The organism is Nocardia sp. NPDC050710 (genome assembly GCF_040654375.1).
Classification (GTDB): Bacteria; Actinomycetota; Actinomycetes; order Mycobacteriales; family Mycobacteriaceae; genus Nocardia.
The window spans coordinates 102855-125781 of sequence record NZ_JBFAHV010000021.1 but is presented as its reverse complement, the minus strand read 5'-3'; the positions used below and the strand labels follow the sequence as shown (position 1 = coordinate 125781).

The window sequence follows — 22927 nt, the reverse complement described above, 5'->3', positions numbered from 1 at the left end:
TTCATATGCAGTTGATCGATGAGCGTCGATGAAAGGATTCTGGTGATGAACGAGTTGCCCGTCGTTGTAGTGGGAGCCGGACCGATCGGCCTGGCCGCAGCCGCTGAGACGTGCCGCTGGGGCGACGAGTTCGCCCGGGTGGTGACCGGGTTCCGCACGGCCGCAATCGAATCCGACGGTGACGAGGTGGCGCTGGTATCGGATGCGGGGCAGCGCATCGATGGCGTGGATCGGGTGGTGGTGTTGACCGGGTTCCGTCCGGACTTGTCGTGGTTGTCGGAAATCCGTCTGGGGTTGGCACCGTTGATCGATCCGAATGTGCATTCCTGCGGCACCGTGTATCCGCATGGGGTGAAGGAGCTTTCGCATCCGGAGCCAGGTGTGTTCCTGGCTGGGATGAAGAGCTACGGGCGTGCCCCGACATTTCTGGCGATGACCGGTTATGAGCAGGTCCGCTCGATCGCGGCCGCGCTGGCCGGTGACCACGAGTCCGCGGCCCGGGTCGAGCTGACGCTGCCCGAAACCGGAGTCTGCGGCGGCGCGGGCGTTTTCGATGATCCCGACGAAGCTGCCTCGGAAGACGGTTGCACCGCGGTCTCGTCACCGCGGTTGATCGCGCTCGGGGGTCGCGCCGGCTCGCGGGGGGCCCAATGAGCGATACGACGATCCAGCCTCGGACCGGAACCCTCACCGCGGCCGGTCTTCGGCGGGTGCTGGTGGTGCTGTGCCTGACCGAGATCACCAGCTGGGGGATCCTCTACTACGCCTTCCCGGTGCTGTCGGTCTCCATCACCCACGACACCGGATGGTCCGCGCCGGTCATCGCCGCCGCCTTCTCCCTCAGCCAGCTCGCGGCCGCGATCACCGGCATCCCGATCGGTCGCGTCATCGACCGCACCGGTCCCCGCAACGTCATGACGGCCGGGTCCGTGCTCGCTGTGCCCGCGTTGACCGCGGTCGCCACCGCACCGAATCTTGTGGTGTTCTATGGCGGTTGGCTTGTTGCGGGCGTGGCCATGGGGGCGGTGCTGTATCCGCCGGCATTCGCGGCCCTGACCCGCTGGTATGGCAGCGGCCATGTCAAGGCGCTGATGATCCTGACCCTTGCTGCCGGACTTGCGAGTACGGTCTTTGCGCCACTGACCGCTGCTCTTGTGCAGCACGCCGATTGGCGCGCAACCTACCTCGTGCTCGCCGCCGTTTTGGCGGTGATCACCATCCCGGCCCATTGGATCGGGTTGCGCGGCCCATGGCCGCAGGCGCCCGCACCCCTGAACCACGCCTACGCCAACCACGACGCGGTCTCGCGTAGCCCGGCATTTCTTGCACTGGTGGTCGCGTTGAGCCTGGGTGCGTTCACCGCGTTCGCCGGTGTGTTCAATCTGGTCCCGCTGCTGCTGGAGCGTGGGTTCTCCCCGTCGCTGGCCGCGCTGGCACTTGGCCTGGGTGGTGCGGGGCAAGTCCTCGGCCGCATCTTCTACCTGCCCTTGGCCGCGCGCACCACCGCTGGTGCCCGTATTGTCGCCGGGTTCGCGGCCACCGCCATCGCTACCGCACTGCTGGGCCTGGCCGAATCCGTGGTGGTGCTGATCGCGGTCTCGATCGGCGCGGGGCTGATCCGCGGGGCCATGACCCTGATACAGGCCGTCGCCATCACTGAACGTTGGGGCGCGACACATTACGGACGTCTCAACGGCCTGATGTCCGCACCCGTGGTTATCACCATGGCACTTGCGCCGTGGGCCGGGACCGCGCTGTCGTCCTGGACGGGCAGCTATGCCCACACCTACCTCGTCCTCGCCGTTGTCGCGGCATCGGCTGCTGTCGTCGCGACCGCCGCCACACCCCGTCAACCAGAAACTACTTGACCTACAAGGACATCTAATCGTGAGCACCGACTACGACGCCCTCGTCATCGGCGGCGGTCAATCCGGACTTGCCGCCACCCACCACCTGCGTCGGCGCGGGCTATCGGTCGCCCTCATCGAAGCCGGTGCCGAACCTGTCGGCTCCTGGCCGCACTATTACGACAGCCTCACCCTGTTCTCGCCCGCCAGATACAGCTCGCTGCCAGGACTTCCGTTCCCCGGCGACCCAGAGCGCTACCCCCACCGCGACGAGGTCATCGACTACCTACGTCACTACGCGAAAACCCTCGACGCCGAGATCCACACCAGCCAGTACGTCGACACCGTCACCCACGACGGCCACACCTTCACCGCCCACAGCGATACCGGCACGAGCTACACCGCACCCCGCCTCATCGCCGCGACCGGTGGATTCGGCTCACCCCACATTCCCACGCTGCCCGGACAAGACGCGTTCACCGGAAAGATTCTGCACGCCAGGCAATATCGGACACCAACCGAATATATGGGTCAAAACGTGATTGTCGTCGGCGCGGGCAATTCCGCGGTGCAGATCGCCGCCGAACTCGCCGAACACGCCACCGTCACCCTGGCCAGCCGAAGCCCGGTGAAGTTCGTGCCGCAACGTCCCGTCGGCCGCGATATGCACTTCTGGTTCGCGATCACGGGTCTGGACACCCTGCCCATCGGCCATCTGCTGCCGCACCCGCCGACCGCACTGGTCTTCGACACCGGCCGGTACAAATCGGCCCTCGCCGCACGACAGCCCGAAGCCCGCTCGATGTTCACGACCCTCGAAGCCAACACTGCGATCTGGGCCAACAACACTGTTACCGACGTCGACACGATCATCCTTGCCACCGGATACACGCCACACCTGAATTACCTCAACCACATCGGTGCCGTCACCGACGCAGGCCGGCCCCGGCACAAGAAGGGTTTGTCGACCACCCACCGCGGACTCGGCTACCTCGGTCTGGAATGGCAACGCAGCCTCTCCTCGGCTTCACTACGCGGGGTCGGCCGCGACGCCCGCCGCCTGGCCCGCCAGCTGCACAACCGTGCAGGGTGAGCCCCAGGTCCCAGTCCTCGCAGTGCGTCATGGCCTCGTCGAACCGAGCGCTGACACCGGCCGGGTTCCGGCAGATCATCGCCCCGGTGTGGATGTAGTTGGCGGCCTGAAGGAATCGCGCGTCGAACGGGGGACAGGGCGGCCAGGTCGCCGAGCTAGCGTACGACTCGTTGTCGGGTGGCAGTCGCACGTCGTGCACGCAATGGTGAGGTAGGTTGTGGCGGTTATGAAGAGTCGCGATGAGGTCACGCACCAAATCGATCGGGTGTTCACGGGTTCGCGGCCACTCACCGAAGACGAACTCGCACCGCCGAGCATCGACGCGCCGTACGTCATCGCGCATTTTCACGGCCGGTCGCAGGCCGACATCGACCGCTCGAGCTTTCTGCCCGGCCTGCACATGGAAGACTTCACGTACATGACCGCGCAGGCCGTCGAGTACTACCTTCCGGCGGTGCTGAAGCTGATGCTGATCCAACCGTACGACTTCGAGCTCTGGATTTTTCTCAGCAGCTTTCTCGGCAGTGCGCGACGCGACGACGAAACGACCCTGCGCGGCCTCCGCCCCGCACAGCATGCGGTGATCGCGGACTTGCTCGAGCTACTGTCCCACGAGATGGACGAGGAGTTCGGATTCGATCGCAAAGACGCCGCGAAGCTGGCGCGGCTCTATCGGCAGCTCGCGAACGCCGCGGCGTAGCCACACGAGCCGCGTTCGGCGGATGGTCGTTTTCCGAACGCGGAACAGCAGTGCTGTGCTGATCCCGTCGATGGTCTTGAAGTGCTTGTCGCACCCATTTGTTCGATACCGGCCACTTCGCCCTGGAAACCCATCTAGCCGCGATTGCCCCGCGCATCGCTGAATTTCTCGACCGGCTACCGGGTTCGGTGCTGTGAGGTCGACCACAGCATGTCACGTCACAGGGCAACAACTCATCCATTAATCAGGGCCCAACTCGTCGACCAAGGAGTGCACCATGAAGATCCGCAGATGGACCTGCCGGCTCGCCCTCGGGCTCGCCGCCCTCGTTGCCACGCTGTTCGCCATCGTGCTGCCAGTGGCCTACGCCTGGAATCCGCCGGGTTCGAACGACCGAGCGAGCTACCTCGACCGGATCGATTCTCGTTACGCCGACACCGAACTGGCCCGATTCCATTACACGATGACCGGTCAGGGGTCGCCGGTCGTGCTGATTGCGGGTGGTGGGCTATGGCAGTACTCGTGGCGAGAGGTGATTCCCGTGCTGGCACGGCAGCACACCGTGTACGCGGTCGATTTGCCCAGCCAGGGCTACACCGAACTGAAGCGTCCCGGCTTCACGTTCGATCTACCGGCGATGGGCGAGGCCATCGGTACGTTCCTCGACGCCGTCGACCTGAAGCACGCTGCGCTGGTGGGTCATTCGTGGGGTGGCGCGTGGAGCCTGTACTTCGCCGAGCAGCACCCGGAGCGAGTCGACCGGCTGACTTTGCTCGATTCTCCGGGCCTCGAGGCGGAAAAGGCCCCCGTGACACCGTTGTTCCAGACGCCGCTACTCGGCGAGCTCGTGACGAAACTGACCACCCGCGACTTCTACGCCGATAGCATCCGCGGTACCTTCCAGCACAAGCAGTTGGTTACCGAGGAGATGATCGACCAGTTGTGGCCGCAGTTCTCGGACCCCGACAACCGCGACGGTTTTCTCGCGCTGTGGCGCAATCTCGACTACCGACTCACCGACGCCGGGCTGGCGAAGGTGAGCGCTCCGACTCTGGTGTTGTGGGGCGGAGCCGACGAGTGGCTGCCGGCCAACCAGGCCGAACGCCTGGCCGCGCGGATCCCGAACGCGACCGCCACGGTACTGCCCGGGTGCGGTCACACAGTGCACGAGGACTGCCCGGCCGAGACCATTCCGTTGATCGAGAACTTCCTCCGTTGAATCGAGGATGATGGCCCATCCTGTGACTCGCAGCGACAGTTGGCCAGTCTCATTGATAGTGGCCTGATGACATCTGCCATCGGCTTAGGAAGCATCGGGTGTATCAATCCCGCGTGTAGAGCACGGTGCGTGGGCCGCGCTGGTAGCCGATGGACCGGTAGAGACGTGCCGGTGCCGGGTATGCCTGGTCGCCGCGGGGCAGGATCACCGAATGGGTGGCTCCGATGGATCGGAATGCGTGCAGCAGGGCGATGTTGACCGCCTTGGCGAGGCCCTTGCCGCGGAACGGCGGAATGCACGAGACCGGCTCTACCAGGCCAACGCGGTTGATCTCGTCGTACCAGCCCAGCGCGGAGGCCACCCATTGACCGTCGGGCGCAACGACAACCAGGTCTGTCTGCTCGCGGTAGGGGTAGGCGGCCATGACCCTGTTGTAGCCGGCGCTGTTGACCCGGGAGCCGAAGTCGGACCAGCCGGCGCGGTGTGCTGTAGCCCGCCGATCGGCGTCGCCGCGGGCGACATGGGTTATGGAGAAGCCGCTCGGCACGGACGGTGCAGGCAGGTCGGTCAGGTCGTGGATGTGGCGGCGGAAGAACGGTCCGTCCTGCTGCGGTGTGTAGCCGCGTCCGGTCAGTGCCGTGCGCTCGCGACGATCGCCTTCCATCACCAGGCACGAAAGCCTCGGCCCCGGGGCTACTGTCTCGAACCAGTCCAGCACCAGCGGCAGCAGGCTGGTCGCGGCCGGGTCGACGAGCAGGTCCAGATGACCGGGCAGTTCTACCCACGCCCATGCCAGCACCGCATCGTCTTCCTCCCAAACCGACAACCGGAATTCCGCTTTCGCGTCCGGGACCGAGTTCCATGCCCATGCGATGTCGCCGATATGGAAGCGACGCTCGGGAGACCAGATGCGCTGAGCCAGCGATTGCAAGCAACGAAAGGCTGCGGGATCACCGCAATCTCGTCGAGTCGCCATGGATCCCTTCCGCTCGTGTCCGTATCTGCATCGTCCACCCAGACCACGCTGTCCTGCAAAGGATTTGGTGCAAAACCGAGGAGGCGATTCACGGCCCCGCCAACTACCGCTGCGAACTCTGGCCAACCACCACTGCACAACTGGTCGATGCCCGGACACTCGGCTGCCGGCGCCGACGCCCGAGAGATCGCCAGGGAGCTGCTGCCTGTCGAGGGCGAGTCGTCGCTTGCGGTAGTCGATGCGCGGGCCGACCCTCGCGCCACGCCGGGAGCTCGGCGCGCCCACCCTGAAGCGGTGGCCGGGCACTCGATGGCCCGGCCAGTACCCTGTGCCGGTGGGGCCTAGGGACAACGTGCCGGGCGCAGCCGCGCGGCCGGGTATTGCGCTGGCAGCGGTGGCTGCCGTGGTGTTCGTAACCTTCCTCGACACCACTGTCGTCAGTGTCGCGCTCGGCGATATCCGGCGCGAGCTGGGTACCGACGTGACGTTGATGCAGTGGGTGGTGAATGCCTACACGGTGGTCTTCGCCGGGCTCATGCTGACGGGCGGATCACTCGGTGACCGCTGGGGTCGCAAGCGGGTCATGATCGTCGGATTGGTGATCTTCTGCGCCGGATCGGTGATCGCGGCGCTCGCGGCCAGTGTGCCTGTGCTCATCGCCGGTCGCGCGATCATGGGCTTGGGCGCGGCCGCCTCGGAACCGGGCACCCTGTCGCTACTGCGGCACATATTTCCGGATGAGCGGACTCGCGCCAGGGCGATCGGTGTGTGGGCAGCGGTGTCCGGACTGGCGATGGCGGCCGGACCGGTACTGGGCGGAGTACTGGTCCACGCCTCCGGGTGGCGCTCGATCTTCTGGTTCAACCTGGTGATCGGGGCGGTGGCGCTCGCTGCCGCGCAGTGGTCCGTCCCGGAAAGCGCCGACCCGCACCCCGGGCCCATTGACTGGGCCGGATCCCTGCTCGGCGCCACCTTTCTCGGGTCGGTGATCTACGCCGCGATCACCGGCGAGGATCGCGGCTACACCACGGCTTCGGTGATCGCGTTCTTCGTGCTCGGGGCCATCGCGTTCGTCGGTTTCCTCGTCGTGGAAGCGCGGGCCCGCGCTCCCATGCTCGACTTTCGATATCTGCGCCTGCCAGCGGTGCGTGGTGCGCTGGTGGTCGCCTTCGCCGTCTACTTCGGCATCTTCTCGATCTTCTTCTTCACCGCGCTGTACCTGCAAGTGATGCAGTCGTATTCGGGTGCGCGCACGGCCACAGTCTTCGCACCGATGGCCGTCGCGATCATCGTCGGATCGCTGGGCGCGGGCTTCTGGGTGGCACATCGTGGAGCGCGCACCCCCATGATCATCGGTTGCGCGGTCGGTGCCGCCGGGATACTGCTGACCCGCCATGCTCTCGCCGGCCCACTGAACGATCTTGCGCTGTCAGGCGCGATGGCGGTGGCGGGGTTCGGATTCGGTGTCGCCGTAGTGCCATTGACCTCGGCCGTACTGTCCGGGGTGCCGGCGCAGCACTCGGGCATGGCCGCCGCGGCGACCAATACCATGCGCCAGGTCGGTTCGGCGGTCGGTGTCGCTGTGCTCGGGGCACTGGTGAGCTCATTCCTCACCTCGGATCTGAGGGCGCGAATGAACGAATTGGGTTTGCCGACCGCGCTGCAACCCAACGCCATCGACGCCGTCGAACGCGGCCGCATCCCCCCGGGCGTCGACATCACCCCCTACCTTCAATACCTGTCGAAGGTATCCGAGGTACTCGACACCGGAAAGGCGGCATTCCATCACGGACTCGATGTGGCACTGCTGGTTTCCGCGGTACTGATCCTGGCCGCGGCGGCGTTCACCGCACTCGACGCGGCATGGCACCGAGCAGATATCACATAATCGAGTGCGTTCGGGTTCCGGTGTGGCCGATCTCCCTCCCGAAACTCATCACTGAACCCCGACTGGTAGCGGATGCCATAACATACCGGCCCCGTCGCCGATTCAGTGCCGCAGCGTCGCGGTGGCGATGTCCAGGAATTCGCGCAGCAGCTTGTCGTGGTGGTCCGAGGCGACGACCAGGCATGTCTCGGCCCCGGGGGCGTCGGTGACGGGGCGGTGGACGAGGTCGGGGCGGACGTAGGCGCGCGCCGCACTCAGGGGGACGAGTGTCAGGCCGTGCCCGGAGGCGATGAGCTCGAACTTTTCTTCCAGTGACGACGTCCGCCTGGTCGGGACGTCGAGCATCCGCTCGCCGTCGAGGTCGGCCAGGGTGAGTTCCCGGCGCGACGCCAGCGGATGGGTCGCGGGCATGCAGGCAACCCTGGGTTCGTGACCGACGGGGATGGTGCGCAGTCCGGATTCGTCGAAAGGTCTTCGCAGGTAACCGATCTGGGCTCGGCCGTCCCGCAGTGGTGCGTCCGGCTCCCACCAGCGCGCCGGGACGACATCGGTTTCGACGTCCGGGTGACGCGTCGCGAATTCCCTGATCGCCTCCGATACATGCAATCCGGGCGAGAAGGCGACCACCAGCCGTCGCACGCCGCGGTCGACATCATGTACGCGCCGCACCGCCGCGTCGACGGCCGCGAGAATCCGCTGCGCCTCCTCGTAGAGCTGCTTCCCGGCGGCGGTCAGCTCCACGTTGCGGGTGGTCCGCACGAGCAGGGCGCAATCCAATTCGCGCTCGAAGGCCTTGATCTGACGGCTCAGCACGGGCTGGGCAATGTAGAGCTGTTCCGCCGCCCGGCCGAAGTGCCGGTGCTCTGCCACTGTGGCGAAGTAGCGGAGCTTGCGCAGATCCAGATCCATACCTTCACGGTATCAATCCACGGAAAGGGTCTTGGACGCCGCTACGAACCGTCACCAGACTCGAAGCATGATCGTCATCACCTCTCCCACCGGTCACATCGGCAGCCGACTGCTGGACATCCTTCTCGAAACATCCACTTGCAGTGAAGAATTGCGCGTCATTGTGCGCGATCCCGGGAAACTCCCGGAAGCAATCCGCTCCCGCGTCGATATCGTCACCGGATCGCACGGTGATGCCGATATCGTGGACCGGGCCTTCGCCGGCGCGGATGCGGTCTTCTGGCTGGCCCCACCCGATCTATATGCGCCGAGCCTGGACGCCGCGTATTCCGGATTCACGCGCGCTGCGGCGAAGGCGTTGACCACCCACGACGTCGGGCACGTCGTCGGCGTGTCGGCGCTCGGGCGCGGTACTCCCGTCGGGGGGCGCGCCGGGCACGTGACGGCATCGCTGGCGATGGACGATCTCATCGCGAGTACGGGCGTGGCCTATCGGGCACTGGCGAACCCGACGTTCATGGACAACATACTGTGGCAGGCGGTTTCGATCCGAGACGACGGCATGTTCACCGGCACTGTGTCCGCCGACCGCAGGGCGCCGATGGTCGCCACCCGCGATATCGCCACGGCGGCAGCCCGCCTGCTGCTCGACCGCTCCTGGTCGGGGACGGGCGAGGTCGCGGTGCTGGGACCAGAGGATCTGTCGCCGAACGATATGGCGCACACCATGTCCGAGGTGCTCGGTCGCCGCATCCGTTACCAGAGGCAGTCTCTCGACGACTTCCGCGCCGCACTGACCGCGCGCGGTATCGGGAACGCGATCGCGACCGCCTACGTCGATATGATGCGCGCCAAGGACGACGGCCTCGACGACGGCGTGCCGCGCACCGATGCGACCACAAGCCCGACGAGCTTCCGCGAGTGGTGCGAGCAGATCCTTGCGCCGGCGGTCCGGGCATGAGCGCCAAGACCGCCCTCATCGTCGGGGCGCGCAATCTCGGATTCCCCGTCGCCGCCGAGTACGCGCAAACGGCCGGGACGTCATCGGACGAACCATCCGGAGATGCGATTCTGACGTCCACGTGACGTGAGGTCGTGTCCGTCATGACGGGAACGTGAGTACCGCGGCATCATCAGACGGTCTGGACCACAGTCGATATCACTGCTCAGATCGCCCACCCAGTGGCGGATATTTCGATTCGGCGCCGACGCGATCTTGGAACTTCGATTCAGCACGCTGGACACCGTGATCGGATCCGGACCGCAGGCGGCGATCGGCATCGACCGTGGAGCATTGATCGAGTGCACGGTTGTCATGGCATTCGGAGGTCAAGAGCACGGGCCGAGCCGGTTCCACTGAGCCGGACCGGCGATCGCCCCGGATTCACCGCAGGATAGGCTGCCGCGGTAGCACACGAAGTGGTTGTGTTTCGGATCTGGGGGAGTCAGAGCGTCATGTCGTGCTGTCGGATGGTTTTCGCGGGATTGCTGGTGGGGGCGGCGGTGGTCGCCGCGGGGTGTTCCAACAGTCAGGAGGCGGCGACGGTGACCAGCAGCGCTGTTCCCACCACCACGGTCACGCCGCGACCGATGACCGACTATCTGGTGAGCAATGCCGATACGCCGGAGATCACGTACGTGCTGCCCCCGGCGGCCGATGTCGTCGCGCTCGGCACCGTCGGCGTGGCCTCGGGCAAGAACACCCCGGAGTGCGAGGCGCGCAACGCGGCCATTCCGATCGTCACCGCCGATCCGCTGGCGGCCGCGCTGGCTCGGGTCGAGACCGCTGACGGCAAGCCGCGCTACGACGTGCAGATCGCCGTGCTGAACCGGGTCGTGGACGCCGATGCGCTGGCCTCGACCATGCGGGCGTGCCCGAGCGTGAACGTCTCGGTGCGCAATCGCGACGGATCGGAGCAAGCCATCGACTGGGAGGTGCCGGTAGTCAAGGACATCGCCGGGGTAGGTCCGGTGCGGGAGATGCCCTACATCCGGGAATTGGGCAATAAGAGCACGGGCAGCATGACCGCCGCCGCCGTGGTGCGTTTCGTGACGGTAGGCAATCGCACGGTGATCGAATACATCAGCGGCAAACTTGGCTCCTACCAACCCGAAATGCCCGCCGAGAGTATCGCTTTCGGGGATCGGCTGCTGGCCGCACAGGTGGCCAAGCTGAAGCGCTGACCTACACCGACAGCCGCCGGTCCGGCTGTCCGAGCGCGCCGTGAGAGCCGAGTCGCTGCTACGTCGGCGTGACCGCTGTCGATGATCGTTCACGCCGGTAGGTGGTTGGGGGAGTTGGGGACCGGGATTTCGAACTGCCAGGGACCGGGGAGGCCGGGGCGGGCGGCGGCCTGGGTGTGTAGGTGCAGGTAGTCCGCACGGGAGAGGTCGATGGCGCCGAGGGAGGTGAGGTGGCTGGAGGTGACCTGGCAGTCGATGAGGGCGAAATCCCAGGCGGCCAGTTGGGCGCAGAGCCAATACAGCGCGACCCTGGAGGTGTCACGGGCGCGGGAGAACATGGACTCGCCGGCGAAGGAGCGGCCGCATGCGACGCCGTACAGGCCGCCGACAAGGTCGCCGTCGCGCCATACCTCGACTGAGTGCGCATGACCGAGGTGGTGCAGCCGCAGGTAGGCCGCCAGCATGTCGGAGCCGATCCAGGTTCCGGCGTCTTTGTCACGCGGTCCGGCGCAATTCGACATCACATCGGCGAAGGCGCGATCCATGGTCACCCCGTAGTCGGCATTGGCGACAGATCGGCGATGGGACTTGCTCACCCGCAGGTCGGTCGGCACCAGAATGCTCCGTGGGTCCGGGCAGTACCAGTGGATCGTTTCGCCGGGGTTGTACCAGGGAAAGATGCCCGCGGAATAGGCGCTCAACAGCCGCTGTGGCGACAGATCCCCGCCGAAAGCGACCAGTCCGGACGGATCCGCGAGCTCGACAGGTGGGAAAGGCTGGTCTGGATCGACCAGATGCATCCGCATCAGGTCGGTAGCGTCGGTCACCGGACAGACATTACCGACCTGAGCGAGCAGCCTCAGGCTGCGACGACGGGACGAACCGTCGCACGAGGATCGGTCCGCGGAGTTGGCAACCGTCGAGCGGGAACTTGCCCAGGCGACTCAGTTGATCGATCGGTAATCGGTCGCACCCGGACGTGAAAGCTAGCTTCCCTGCCACCTCGGTACGCACGGGATTCGGCATTTCAGTGCGTTGCCGATGCCGAGATAGCCTCCGCCCGTTGATGATCGGGCGGTCGGCGCGGTTTGGCCGAACCGTGTGCCACGCGGCATTACCGTGCGATCAGAGCTCACCGTTGGCGACCGTGTCTGTCGGGCTCGGGTGCAAGCAGCTTCGGCGGGCAATATCCAGGGTTGGGGTTGAAGAACTCGAGGCCGGTGAGGGCGACCTCCCCGAAGTCCCAGTCGTAAAAGGGCCTGTCGCTGTGGGTGAGTCGCCCCTTACCGGCGATCCGGGCCAGTCCCCGAGGACACGGATCGGTCCGGCGAATTGGAAGCTGTGTCAGCTCGGCGTGGCATCGAAAGCGCGCAGGGTTCGGCGCACGCAAGTGTGGATGAAGGCGTCATCGATGGTCCTTCCGGTCACGAGGGCACGCAGGTAGATTGGCGCGACCGCGAACTCGTTGAACTCCTTGGCATCTGTGCCGGGTAGGAGTTCGCCTCGCGCTATCGCGCGTTCGGCGATGACGGCGGAACGCCCGAACCTCGTGTCCCAGAACCGCTGACTCGCCTCGCGCACGCCGACTGTGCTGTCGGCGAGTGCGACCTGTACGCGCAGCAGGGCGAGCAGCGGTGGTTGCGCCAGCACCGCGGCGACCTCGCGCAACAATTGTTCGAGATCGCGCGCCAACGAGCCGGTGTCCGGCATTGGGATCTGCTGTTCCATATGGTTCAGGACGGTGTCGGCGACCAATTCCTGTTTGGTCGGCCAACGCCGGTAAATGGTGCTCGAATGCACGCCGGCGTTGCGGGCGGCCTCGGGAATTTCGAAACCGTCGTACCCCTGCTCCAACAGCAGTTCGAGGGTCGCCTCACGCACGGCTGCGACCACCCGAGCGCTGCGCCCGCCCGGCCTCGAGCGCCGCTGGATCTCCTCTCGGTGTGTCACTACGAAAGCTTGACATCAGATCCGCACGGCTTCAAAATCTCTTAACGCATATCTATCCGCTTTAAGTGGATGAAGGAGTTCCTCGTGATGCATTCACGGACCGCCCTCGACAGACGCCGATTCCTGGCGAGTGCGACCACTGCCGTCGGCGTCCTGACCCTCGCCGCCGTGCCATCGGCGGCGCCCGCGCTGGCAACACCCGTTCAGGGCTGGCCGGACCGCCCGTTCTTCGAATTCCAACTGCGCCGACTACTCGGCGAGGCCCCGCTCGGTGGCGCCGATGCGGAGGAGGTAAGTGCCGCGGTCCGCGCGATCGGACCATCCCCGAGCGCCGAGGCCTGGGTTCGCGAGTTCTCGGCGTTGGGCCGCGGCCTAGCCCAGCGGGCAGCGGACGTCGCGGCGGACGGTCGGTTGGACGCGCGCACGATCGCGCTGCGCGCCGCCAACTATCTGCGGACGGCGGAGTTCTTCATCTCCCCGCTCGGCACCTCCTTGCCCGCGAAGATCGCGATGTACCAGGAGATGCGTCAAGCCTTCGCGATGGCAGTGAAAGGCTATGCGGTGGAGCAGGTTCGGGTTCCCTACGAGGGTACCTACCTGGACGCCTATTACGTTCACCCCGCGAACGCGGACGGTGCGCATCCTGGTGTGGTGTTTTTCGGCGGTCTCGACAGCGTCGGCGAGGAGCTCTACCTGTGGGCTGGAAAGGAACTGGCACGCAATGGCATCGCGGTTCTGATCGTCGACGGGCCCGGCAATGGCGCATCGATTCGGTTGCGCGGTATCCAGTCTCGCTATGACTACGAGGTAGCGACCAAGGCCGCCGTCGACTATCTGGAAGGTCGACCTGGCATCGACTCTGATCGGATCGGCCTGATCGGCATCAGCCTGGGCGGCTACTACGCCGCAAGATCGGCCGCCTTCGAGCCGCGGTTGCGGGCGACCGTGGTCTGGGGTGCGATCTGGGATGAGTCCGAAATCCTCACCAGCGGTGGCAATCTGGAGACCAAACGATTCCTCGCCGAGTACGGCGCGTGGGTGTTCGGCGGCGGAGACTTCGGCAAGGCCTTCGTCGATTCGCGCCGGTTCAGCATGATCCCGGTGGCTCACCTGATCCGGAACCCGATTCTCATCATCCACGGCGCCGACGACGTGCTGGTACCGGTCGAGCAGGCAAGCAAACTGTACGACGCGATCTCGGCGCCGAAGCTCCTGCACATCGTCGAGTCGGGCCGACCGGGTTCCGCCCACTGCCAGGCCGACTACATCCCAGCCGCCTGGGAGGTCATGATCCCCTGGCTGCTCGAACAGTTGAGCTGAGCAAAAGAGCCCACCGCGCAAGCCTTTACGAGCGTGCCACGTCGCCGACCGCATCGAGCGGGACCCGTCTTGAAGCGACCGCCGACGAAGCGAACTCGGCGGTCGACTGTAGGGTCCGTCCATGTCGACGAGCATCGCTCTTTGTTTCACGGTCTATGGTTTGGTTCCCGCACAGGCAGATGTGGTGTCGGCTTTGTTCGAGCAAGTGGTGCGGGACGAGCGACTTCAGCATGAGGTCCTGCTGGCGCGAAACGACAACAACGACGGAACCGTCGATGTGCGAGTCAGCTCGCCGGCGCCGGTGGGCTTCAGCCGCTTCTATTCCTGGTGTGAGAGCTTCGAAGAGCGTCTGCAGTGTCAGGATAGCCGAGTTGGTGCCGGGCGCCACGGTGTCGTTCGAATGGGGCTATCCCGACCAGGAAGCTGAAGAAGCCTCGGCTGCCGCCGCGGTGCCCGCCCCGGCGCCGGTGAACTGGGCGGAGTTCACCTCGCGGCTGGCCACGGTGTTGACCGGGATGCCCGATGGCGCGGTCGTCACCTTGGCCGCCGGCGCGAATCAGTGCCTCCAGTTCCTGCAGGGCTGTTTCTGTTCGATCAGTGGGTCGATGACCCCCGAGCAGGAGCGATTGTTGGCGGCCGCAGGATGGCAGGCACCAGTCCCGTCGACAGGGATGAACTGGCACTGCGAACTTCCGACCAGCAGATCGGCCTGTGAGCAGGCCGCGAGCCGTGCCACCGAGGTGATGTGGCATGTGCTGGAAATCAACTCGCCCGCGGAGTTGACCGTCGAGGTTTGGAACGATCGGCTCGATGGCCGCAACCCCGAAGTGGCCGTCCTCGGCCTGAGTAGCCCTACGACGTAACAGCACGGACCGAGCGCATTGAGGCAGCGTGCCTCGCGGCATCACATCGCATTCGGCGCGCCGGGGCGGTGGTTCGATTTCGTGAGAGCATCAGGCTGTGAAAGCGTTGAGGGCCAAGGTAACCCGATGGCATGACGGCTGTCCGCCCGTGGTCGAGATTCAGTTTCCGTTGGTCGATGGGAGGACGGTCACACTGATCGAGAAGATCGTGATGTTCGAGGCCGACGACGACTTGGCCACCGAGGCCACCTGTCCGGTGTCGGTGAGGGTGGACTGCGAAGTGCTGCGCAGTGAGCTCGACCAATCTGGTGCGCAGGTGGCGGTGGTCACGCTGGAATACGAATGGAGGACCGAGAAGGCAATACGGAGTTCCGCGTATCAACCGACATTCTCGAAGATAGACGCCTACTGAACTCCCGCCGTCCCTGCGGAGATCCTCACTCCGCGACGCCGAGGCGGATGAGGGCTAGATCCCACTGACCGTGCTGGTCCGCCCAGGTGGTCACGACCTCGCCGAGGCCGATCGGATTCTCATCCGGCGCATCGTCGATCGCATAGTCGCCGTCCTCCTCGACCACCGCCATGATCCGCAGTGCGTCCTCCCTGGTCCCGTTCGTCCGCACCAGGATCTGCTCCACCCGCCAGTCGGCGCTGCTCAGATCACGCGCCACCAGATCGCGCCCGTCAACCAGCTGCCCGTCGACCTCGAAGATCGTCCCCGGCCCGTCCACCCGCAGCGTCTCGGTGTCCCCGATCATCAGAAAGTCGCTCACCACATCCCGCTCGCCGCGCAGCAGCGCCGGGTCGAGCCACCCCGGATCCCGGTCCAGGCCGACCTCGTCGATGAAGTTCCCCCAGGCATACAGCGCATACGACATGCCGAGATCCTAAGCGCGCCCGACACTTTCCGGCAATCGAGTCGTAGCGGGACGCGGGACCTCCGCCCGGGGTCACGTCGTGACGAGCCCGAGCCCCGCGCAACCGACGTCGGCGCGAGGCCGGACTGCTGGCCTTCGGGTATGAGCAGTTCGATGGGTGGCGGAGTGATGGTCTATCGGCACTATCGCTCGGCACTGCAGCGGCTCGTCCATGACTTTGTCGATGTCGTGTCCGGAAGGGGCACTCGCCGATACATCTTCGATGCGGCTCCGATCTCGCGAGTCGCTACAGCCGAAGAACAGGCCGCCTTTCGTGAGCAATGGGAGATGCGGATCCTGTAAGCCACCCTCGGCCGATCGGCTCGGTAATCGGCACTACCGGACATTCCTGAGGTCGACTCAGCGTGGTGGGCCGACCCGCCGCAACGCTGACTTGCATATCCAGGACTGTTCCCACGCGTGTAGTGCGGGGAAGCTCAGCCCGCAGGCACGACCGGCCGATGACACCTGCGTAGCCGATACAGCGGATGAGCCCGCAGCCCGCGTATCAAGTGCCCTCCGCGGCAGGCCAATCTGTGCCGCGACGGCCGATGGCGGAGATCGGACCGCAGCCTTGGAACCGAATGGCCTCCACCACACGGTAAATCCGTGCCACGGCAGCCGGTGTCCGCACAACTTGGTTTCCGGCGGCCGGTGCCCGCGCAATCGGCCTACGGGCAGCAGATGCCAGCACAGCAAGGACCGAGATCGCCCCACGACGTCGGACTTCAGTCTTGACGCCGACCGGGCAAGCGTCGCGTTCCCGCTCCAGAGTGGGTGTCACCCGTCGCCCTGTGCGTGGGGCTTGCGTTGAGAGCGAGTGCGGTCGTACTCATCGCGATGTGAGTTCGTCCAGCGACGGGATCTTGGCGGGCTGGAACAGTCGATGTTGCCGCCGGATCAGCGGTGAAGCTGAGAGCTAAAGAGCTGTAACGGCTTTCGGTCCTGGTCGATGAGATCAGCAACATCATCTATTCCGAATGTTACAGTGATTTCACTAACGCAACTACTGTGGTAACAACGGCTGCTGGTGACCCGACAAACCGGGCATGACTCTCAATCGCGTGCAGCTGCAACAGTTTTCGGTCCGTGCCGGTGTTATCGCAGCGGTGACCGCCGCCGGGGTGGTCGGGCTCGCAGGGCCATCTACCGCCATTCCGCATGACCCGGGCTTTCCGTTCTCGCCGACCTTGACGCGCCTGGTTCCGACCAGCTGCTCCGCGATCATCGACGCGGTCACCGTGCGGCAGGAGAAGCCCGGTACGTTCGGCGTGCGGGTGAAGGTCACCCAGACCGGGGACAGCTGCTCGGACTGGAAGGTCGCTGTGCGCTTCAAGAACCTGGATACCGGGTACGCGGACGGGCAGCGGCACCGCGTCGTGAACGGTGTCGTCCAAGACACGGTGGACGGCGTGATCGTCGGTTTCGGCACGGCGCCGGGCGTCGGCCGGGTGGAGGCTCGGATCGTCGCGCTGGACTCGAACGACAGGGAGATGGAGCAGATCTCGGGTACGGCGACATTCACACTGAGCTGAGCGCGGGTGCCTTGTCCAGTGATCGCTGGACAAGGCACACTCGGCGGTCGGTCACCGTGCAGGATCAGCATGGTGTACGCACCATGGTGGAACTCGTACTTCGTTACCCGGAGCAACGAGTGGATTCCCTTGTCGCGTAGTTTTTCCGGAGATGCTCGACAGTCCTGGCGCCGAGCGTCCAGGTTTTGTTGGCGACTTCTGGGTGCCGAATCCGTTTCTCGGTGCGTTAGCTGTGCCAGATCGCGCATCGGATTCCTGCATGTCTGGTGACTGCTCCCGGACGAGCACGGGGTGCGGAGCGCGGTGGTGCAGGACGGTGTCGCCGATGCCGCGCCGGTCCTTGATCGCGAACCAGTTCGCCGAGCGCCGGTGCGGCCCAGCTGATGGGCGCTGGCGGCCGAGCGCCGCCTCGACCGGCCGGTACCGCCGATAGCCGGTACCGCCGCGGTCGGGGCGGTTGTTGGCCGCCGCCATCGAGGAGGGCCGGGGCCTGTCCTCGATGAGCGGCATCCTGGCCCACAGTTCCGATCGTCTGCTGTCTGCCCGACGAGCCGGCCTCACTTCAGGTGCCGGGCGAAGAACCGGTTCGCCTCGTCGCCCGCGAACTGCGGGACGCCGGTGTGCCCGCCCATATTGGCGTGCAACGTCTTCTCCTTGGAGCCGAAGGCGTCGAACAGGTCCAGCGCCATTTGCCGGTCGTTTCCTTCGTCGTCCCACTGCAGCAGGACATGCAGCGGAATGGTGACCTGCCGGGCCTCCTCGAACATGCTGCGGGGCACGAAACTCCCGGCGAACAGAACGGCGGCCGAGATGCGCGGTTCGACCACCGCCAGCCGGGTACCCAAGGAGATCACCCCGCCCGAGTACCCGACCGGGCCGCCGATCTCTGGCAGCGCGAGAAGGGCGTCCAAGGCGGCCCGCCATTCCGGGACCGCCTTTTCGACCAGCGGGAGGACGAGCCGGTCGACGATCTCGTCGTCGACCGGCTCGCCGGCCTCCAGCGCCCGGCGCAGGTCCGCGCGGGCCTGCTCGGCGGCGGCGGACCGGGGCCGCTCACCGCTGCCAGGGCCCTCGATGGTGGCCGCGGCGAAGCCCTCCGCCGCGGCGTACCGGGCGCGGGCCACCAATCGTGGGTACATCATGTGCAGCCCGCCGGGGTGGCCCAGCAGGATCAGCGGCGCCGGTGCGGATGCGGATCCGGGCGTCCACAGGGTGCCAGGGATCTCGCCGAGGGTGAATGCGCGTTCGAGGACGCCGTCGTCGAGGCGCTGTTCGGAAGTGAATTGCATGGTCGTGTCTTCTTTCGGGAGTGCTGTTGAACGGCGCTCCCGGACGACCTATCGCCCGACCGTGACCCCGGAGGGGAGCACCCATGTCGAAACTGTGTTCACGGGTACCACCTCCTCGTTCTCTCGCACGGCCTCCAGAAAACTAGCAGTGGACGCCGTGGTCCGCCAACAGGTTTTGCAGAGGCTCCGCGGCCGGATGTCACGGAGCCACTCACCTAACGGCATCAGCGAATCCCTCACCCTCGCCAATAAAACCTGGGCATCGCCATCTTCATCTGGACCGGACAACTGACCCCAGCGCACCTTCCCGAGCCTCGTTGAAGTCCGAATTTCCCTGGAACTCGGCGGGTTCTGTCCTGCCACCGCACGAATGCGGATCAGTTCCCGCTGACAAAGCGTCACGGACCGACCCCGCTGCGCAATATCGTCCTCGACGACATCGACCTCACCAGATCAACGGCCGGAGGACAACTCGGGTCGGCAGTCCGCCGCTGGCGGTGTCACGGTGATAACCACCTCCGGCAGGTCCCAAAGCTTATCGACGGCCGATCCAGGTTCCCCCGGAACCGGCGACCCCAGGTCCGCGCTCGCGCCGGTGCGCGCAATCGCAGCATGGGCTGAATGTCAACCTGCCTGGGAACGCAGTTCGGCAAGTCCCTGCTGTGGTGTCTTGATCGGCTTGTAGCCAAGTTCCGTGCGTGCCTTGGTGATGTCGATGGTGCACTCGCGGCCGGAGAGCCAGACGCTCATGTAGTCCAGCGGGGGTGCACCCTCGAGATGCAGTGTCCGCCACAGGGTCTCGCCGACCGCCGCAACGAGGTGGGCGATCCTGTAGGGCAGGGAACGGTCTGGAGCGGCGACGTCCTGGGTGGCAAGCAGTTCGGTGAGGAACTCGCGGAAGACGACCGGCGAGCCGTCGGTCACAAAGTACGCCTGACCCGGGTGGCCGCGCTCGGCCGCGAGTATCAGTCCCTCCACCGCGTTGTCGACGTGGGTCGCGTCGGTGAGGTGCCGGCCACCGCCGAGCCACGCGAAGCGGCCCGCGTTGACCATGCTGATCAACTCGGGCAGCAGCGTTGTGTCTCCTGCGCCCCAAACGAAGCGCGGCCGCAGTACGACGGTTTCCATCCGGATTCCGTTGGCCTCGAGCACAAGCTGTTCGGCGGCCGCCTTGGATGCGGAGTAATAGGCTCGCGAGTCCGGTCTCAGTGGTGCAGTTTCGTTCACGTTGACCAATGGCTGGCCGTTCATGAGGGCCGCTTCGGTTCCGACATGGATGAATCGGCTCACCCCGGCTTCACGGGCGGCATGCACCACATTGGCGGTGCCGGTGACGTTGTCGGTCTGAAACTGCTGGCGGCTGCCGTCGACGCTGGTGCGTGCGGCCGCGTGGAAAGCCAGCTCGGCCCCTGCGGCGGCGGCGCGCAAACCCTCGGGGTCTGCGAGGTTCGCACGTGCTGGGATGGCGCCGAGGCCTTGGACCTTCTGAGCTGCGGCATCGCTGCGGACCAGCGCGCGCACAGTGTGCCCGTCGGCGATCAAACGGGTGATCAGCCGGCCGCCGACGAACCCCGAGCCGCCGGTGACGAAGACGGTAGCCACATTGCACTTCCTTCCAAACTATAACAATCAATATAGCTATACCGATCACTATACTTACCTTATGGCCAGGCCCAAATCCGATTCCCGTCAGAAAATCCTCGACAGCGCACACCGGCTACTGTGCCGCCAGGGGTACCAGGGGACCGGATTAGCGCAGATCATCGAGGAATCCGGCGCACCCAAGGGATCGGTCTATTACCTGTTCCCGGGCGGGAAGGAAGAGATCGCGGTCGAGGCTGTGCGTATCGCGGCGGCGGACTCGGTGAGCTTCATCGAAGCCACCCGCTTGTCCAGTCCCACCGCACGGACATGGGTCGCCTCGATGGCCGAGCACTTCTCCCATCACCTGCAGGAGACCGGTTTCAGCGAGGGTCTGCCGATCACCACCGTGACACTCGATTCGGTGCCCGGGTCCGACGCGCTCGCCGCCGCTTGCCGCGAGGCCTACCGCCTGCTTCTAGCGTCCTTGGGGGAAGGCCTGACGTACTACGGGGTTACATCCGAGGATGCCAGCGGCCTGTCCATGCTCCTTCTCGGCGCGCTCGAGGGCGCCATGATACTGGCGCGCGCCCAGCAGTCCCTCACTCCTTGCGAGTTGATCCTGGCGCAGATTCTGCCGCTCTTTCCCGATCGCATAAGTGGCGCTTGAAGTCCGGCGTGGATGTACACCGGAATCGTGGCAGCGAGCAACGTCGACAAGGAACGCGCACCGGCGCGCTGCAGGTACTCGCCGAGACCAAGCACCTGCGCGTTCCCACCCGGGACAACCGCCGCCCCGGTAGCGGCCGACTCCGGCCATCCGAGCACCACGGCGGTCCAACAGCCGCCGAAAAACAGCCCCGCCGACACCTTCGGCCGCCGGGTGAGCACCGAGATGCCCGGCACACGCGTGGGGTGGCGGTGAGGGGTTCAGCGTGGATCGGCGTCCTCGCCAGCAGGCTCGGGCAGACCGTTTTCGGGCGGCAGCTTGTCGACGCGGATCGCGGTGAAGGAGGGGAGGCGCAGTCTTTGGGCGATGAATCTCGCGGTGGGGGCGATCTCTGCGACGAGCAAGAAGGAACTGCGCGGCATGGATGCCGCGGGCCTGAAGCGACGCGATGCTTGACCTCAATGAAGGTTGAGCTCGTAGCGTGAGTTGCGTGACGGATACAGCCACGACTACCAGCGGCACCTGGCGGGAGCTGCTGGGCCCGAAGAACCTCGGGGCGTCCACGGTGCTGGCCGGTGGCGTTGCGCTATACGCCACCAACGAATTTCTGACGATCAGTCTGCTGCCGAGCGCCGTTGCCGAAATCGGCGGCCAGCGCCTCTACGCCTGGGTGACCACCGTGTATCTGGTTGCGTCCGTCATTGCGGCCACCACGGTGAGTGCGACTCTGGCCCGACTCGGCCCCCGGTGGTCGTATCTGGCGGGGCTGACCGTATTCGGTCTCGGCAGCCTGATGTGTGCGGTGGCGCCAACGATGGAGTTCCTGTTGGCGGGACGGACAGTGCAGGGCGCGGCGGGCGGCATGATCGCGGGTCTCGGTTATGCGGTCATCAATTCGGCTCTCCCGCAGTCCTTGTGGACGAAGGCCTCTGCGCTCGTCTCGGCGATGTGGGGAGTCGGTACGCTGCTGGGCCCGGCGGCGGGAGGTTTGTTCGCGCAGTTCGGTTCGTGGCGTTGGGCTTTCGGTGCGCTGGTGGTCCTGACCGCAATCATCACAGCGCTGGTGCCGTTCGCTCTGCCCGCGCGCACGCGTGAGCCACCCCGGACACGGGACCGAATCCCGGTGTGGTCGTTGCTCCTTCTTGGGTTCGCGGCGTTGGCGATCAGCGTCGCAGGCATCCCGCGCAATATCGGCTGGACAGCGGCACTGCTCGTCATCGGGGCAAGCCTTGTCGGCGCGTTCATCGTCGTCGATCGCCGAGCGACGGCGGCCGTGTTACCGCCCACGGCATTTCGGCCCGGCCCACTGAAGTGGATCTACCTCACGCTCGGCATGCTCATGGCCGCCACGATGGTCGACATGTACGTGCCCTACTTCGGTCAGCGGCTCGCGCATCTGGTGCCGGTGGCGGCGGGCTTCCTCGGGGTGGCGCTGGCCATCGGTTGGACGATCGGTGAGATCGTGAGTGCATCGGTGACGAGCCAGCGCGCGATCGTGCGGACCGTCGCTGTCGCACCACTGGTCATGTCGGGTGGCCTCATGTTGGCGGCGGTCAGCCAGGTCGACGACGCGTCGGTGGGGGTCATCGCCATCTGGGTGGTGGCACTGCTGATCACCGGCGTCGGCATCGGTATGGCGTGGCCGCACCTTTCGGCGTGGGCGATGGGTTGCGTCGACGACCCCGGTGAAGGTGGCCGCGCCGCCGCGGCGATCAACACCGTTCAGCTGATCTGCGGCGCCTTCGGCGCGGGCCTGGCCGGTGTGGTGGTCAACGCGACCGATGCAGGGGGAGCGACGCCCGCACGCTGGTTGTTCGCGGCGTTCGCGGTCCTCGCTGCGCTGGGTGTGGTGGCGTCTATCAAGAGTGGTAGTCGGACAGGTCGATCGACACCGTGACTTCGTCGAGGATCGTCAGGCCGAGAGTCAGGAGTATCAGGCGTTCGTCATTCGGACGGTGGCGCACGTGCGGCGGATCAATCCCAAAG

At 65.8% G+C, this 22927-nt stretch carries 22 protein-coding genes and 1 pseudogene; 16 read left to right on the top strand and 7 right to left on the bottom strand.

Annotated features, from left to right (window positions below; translation table 11 throughout):
• Positions 1–138: 138 nt before the first annotated feature.
• The 5 genes and pseudogenes from AB0H61_RS29315 to AB0H61_RS29295 all read left to right on the top strand — a co-directional run.
• A pseudogene (locus AB0H61_RS29315) lies at positions 139–654 on the top strand (flavoprotein); the annotation flags it as partial.
• Positions 651–1868, top strand: a complete 1218-nt coding sequence (locus AB0H61_RS29310) for an MFS transporter (protein ID WP_357310710.1) — start codon at positions 651–653, stop codon at positions 1866–1868. The pseudogene AB0H61_RS29315 and the gene AB0H61_RS29310, both read left to right, overlap by 4 nt.
• Before the next feature lie 19 nt (positions 1869–1887).
• Positions 1888–2940 (top strand): FAD-dependent oxidoreductase, encoded by a 1053-nt coding sequence (locus tag AB0H61_RS29305; protein WP_357310708.1) that lies wholly within the window; start codon positions 1888–1890, stop codon positions 2938–2940.
• Positions 2941–3166: 226 nt separating this feature from the next.
• A complete protein-coding gene (locus AB0H61_RS29300) occupies positions 3167–3640 on the top strand; it encodes a hypothetical protein (protein WP_357310706.1) in 474 nt (157 codons plus the stop codon).
• A gap of 277 nt (positions 3641–3917) precedes the next feature.
• Positions 3918–4859 carry an alpha/beta hydrolase gene (locus tag AB0H61_RS29295; RefSeq protein ID WP_357310704.1) on the top strand — a complete coding sequence of 314 codons (942 nt, stop codon included), beginning with the start codon at positions 3918–3920 and terminating at the stop codon, positions 4857–4859.
• Between the two features lie 103 nt (positions 4860–4962).
• On the opposite strand, the gene AB0H61_RS29290 is transcribed toward AB0H61_RS29295, so the two are convergent.
• Complete coding sequence (locus AB0H61_RS29290; RefSeq protein WP_357310702.1) at positions 4963–5790, bottom strand: GNAT family N-acetyltransferase; 828 nt, start codon at positions 5788–5790, stop codon at positions 4963–4965.
• A 379-nt stretch (positions 5791–6169) separates the two neighbouring features.
• On the opposite strand from AB0H61_RS29290, the gene AB0H61_RS29285 reads away from it, so the two are divergent.
• Positions 6170–7723: an MFS transporter gene (locus tag AB0H61_RS29285; protein ID WP_357310700.1), complete on the top strand. Its 1554-nt coding sequence runs from the start codon at positions 6170–6172 to the stop codon at positions 7721–7723.
• 102 nt (positions 7724–7825) lie between these two features.
• On the opposite strand, the gene AB0H61_RS29280 is transcribed toward AB0H61_RS29285, so the two are convergent.
• Positions 7826–8632, bottom strand: coding sequence for a LysR family transcriptional regulator (locus tag AB0H61_RS29280; protein ID WP_357310699.1), 807 nt, complete (start codon positions 8630–8632; stop codon positions 7826–7828).
• A 67-nt stretch (positions 8633–8699) separates the two neighbouring features.
• Between AB0H61_RS29280 and AB0H61_RS29275 the strand changes: the two genes are divergently transcribed.
• From AB0H61_RS29275 to AB0H61_RS29265, 3 genes are all read left to right on the top strand, one after another.
• The gene (locus AB0H61_RS29275) at positions 8700–9593 is read left to right on the top strand and encodes an NAD(P)H-binding protein (RefSeq protein WP_357310697.1); all 894 of its coding nucleotides are present in this window, start codon (positions 8700–8702) and stop codon (positions 9591–9593) included.
• Entirely contained in the window at positions 9590–9718 is a 129-nt protein-coding gene (locus AB0H61_RS29270; RefSeq protein ID WP_357310695.1) for a hypothetical protein, read from the top strand. Before AB0H61_RS29275 ends, AB0H61_RS29270 begins: the two co-directional genes overlap by 4 nt.
• Positions 9719–10087: 369 nt before the next feature.
• Positions 10088–10816 carry a hypothetical protein gene (locus AB0H61_RS29265; RefSeq protein ID WP_357310693.1) on the top strand — a complete coding sequence of 243 codons (729 nt, stop codon included), beginning with the start codon at positions 10088–10090 and terminating at the stop codon, positions 10814–10816.
• Between the two features lie 89 nt (positions 10817–10905).
• Here the strand turns inward: AB0H61_RS29265 and aat are convergent, their stop codons facing one another.
• Positions 10906–11643, bottom strand: a complete 738-nt coding sequence (gene aat, locus AB0H61_RS29260) for a leucyl/phenylalanyl-tRNA--protein transferase (RefSeq protein WP_357310692.1) — start codon at positions 11641–11643, stop codon at positions 10906–10908.
• 517 nt (positions 11644–12160) lie between these two features.
• Positions 12161–12766, bottom strand: a complete 606-nt coding sequence (locus AB0H61_RS29255; RefSeq protein WP_357310690.1) for a TetR/AcrR family transcriptional regulator — start codon at positions 12764–12766, stop codon at positions 12161–12163.
• An 87-nt stretch (positions 12767–12853) separates the two neighbouring features.
• Between AB0H61_RS29255 and AB0H61_RS29250 the strand changes: the two genes are divergently transcribed.
• The 4 genes from AB0H61_RS29250 to AB0H61_RS29235 all read left to right on the top strand — a co-directional run bounded on the left by AB0H61_RS29250 (position 12854) and on the right by AB0H61_RS29235 (position 15361).
• Entirely contained in the window at positions 12854–14086 is a 1233-nt protein-coding gene (locus tag AB0H61_RS29250; protein WP_357310688.1) for an alpha/beta fold hydrolase, read from the top strand.
• Positions 14087–14207: 121 nt separating this feature from the next.
• Positions 14208–14513: a hypothetical protein gene (locus tag AB0H61_RS29245; protein WP_357310686.1), complete on the top strand. Its 306-nt coding sequence runs from the start codon at positions 14208–14210 to the stop codon at positions 14511–14513.
• Positions 14476–14949 carry a hypothetical protein gene (locus AB0H61_RS29240; protein ID WP_357310684.1) on the top strand — a complete coding sequence of 158 codons (474 nt, stop codon included), beginning with the start codon at positions 14476–14478 and terminating at the stop codon, positions 14947–14949. Before AB0H61_RS29245 ends, AB0H61_RS29240 begins: the two co-directional genes overlap by 38 nt.
• Positions 14950–15046: 97 nt before the next feature.
• On the top strand, positions 15047–15361 hold the full coding sequence (locus AB0H61_RS29235) for a hypothetical protein (protein ID WP_357310682.1): 315 nt from the start codon (positions 15047–15049) through the stop codon (positions 15359–15361).
• 25 nt (positions 15362–15386) lie between these two features.
• Here AB0H61_RS29235 and AB0H61_RS29230 read toward each other — a convergent pair whose 3' ends face one another.
• Positions 15387–15827, bottom strand: coding sequence for a hypothetical protein (locus tag AB0H61_RS29230; RefSeq protein ID WP_357310680.1), 441 nt, complete (start codon positions 15825–15827; stop codon positions 15387–15389).
• Positions 15828–16915: 1088 nt separating this feature from the next.
• Here AB0H61_RS29230 and AB0H61_RS29225 point away from each other — a divergent pair.
• Positions 16916–17401: a hypothetical protein gene (locus tag AB0H61_RS29225; protein WP_357310679.1), complete on the top strand. Its 486-nt coding sequence runs from the start codon at positions 16916–16918 to the stop codon at positions 17399–17401.
• A 557-nt stretch (positions 17402–17958) separates the two neighbouring features.
• Here AB0H61_RS29225 and AB0H61_RS29220 read toward each other — a convergent pair.
• Positions 17959–18690, bottom strand: a complete 732-nt coding sequence (locus tag AB0H61_RS29220; RefSeq protein ID WP_357310677.1) for an alpha/beta hydrolase — start codon at positions 18688–18690, stop codon at positions 17959–17961.
• Between the two features lie 624 nt (positions 18691–19314).
• Positions 19315–20292, bottom strand: a complete 978-nt coding sequence (locus tag AB0H61_RS29215) for an NAD-dependent epimerase/dehydratase family protein (protein ID WP_357310675.1) — start codon at positions 20290–20292, stop codon at positions 19315–19317.
• Here AB0H61_RS29215 and AB0H61_RS29210 point away from each other — a divergent pair.
• Positions 20273–20941, top strand: a complete 669-nt coding sequence (locus tag AB0H61_RS29210) for a TetR/AcrR family transcriptional regulator (protein ID WP_357310673.1) — start codon at positions 20273–20275, stop codon at positions 20939–20941. The genes AB0H61_RS29215 and AB0H61_RS29210 overlap by 20 nt on opposite strands.
• A gap of 490 nt (positions 20942–21431) precedes the next feature.
• On the top strand, positions 21432–22838 hold the full coding sequence (locus AB0H61_RS29205) for an MFS transporter (RefSeq protein ID WP_357310671.1): 1407 nt from the start codon (positions 21432–21434) through the stop codon (positions 22836–22838).
• Positions 22839–22927: the final 89 nt, after the last annotated feature.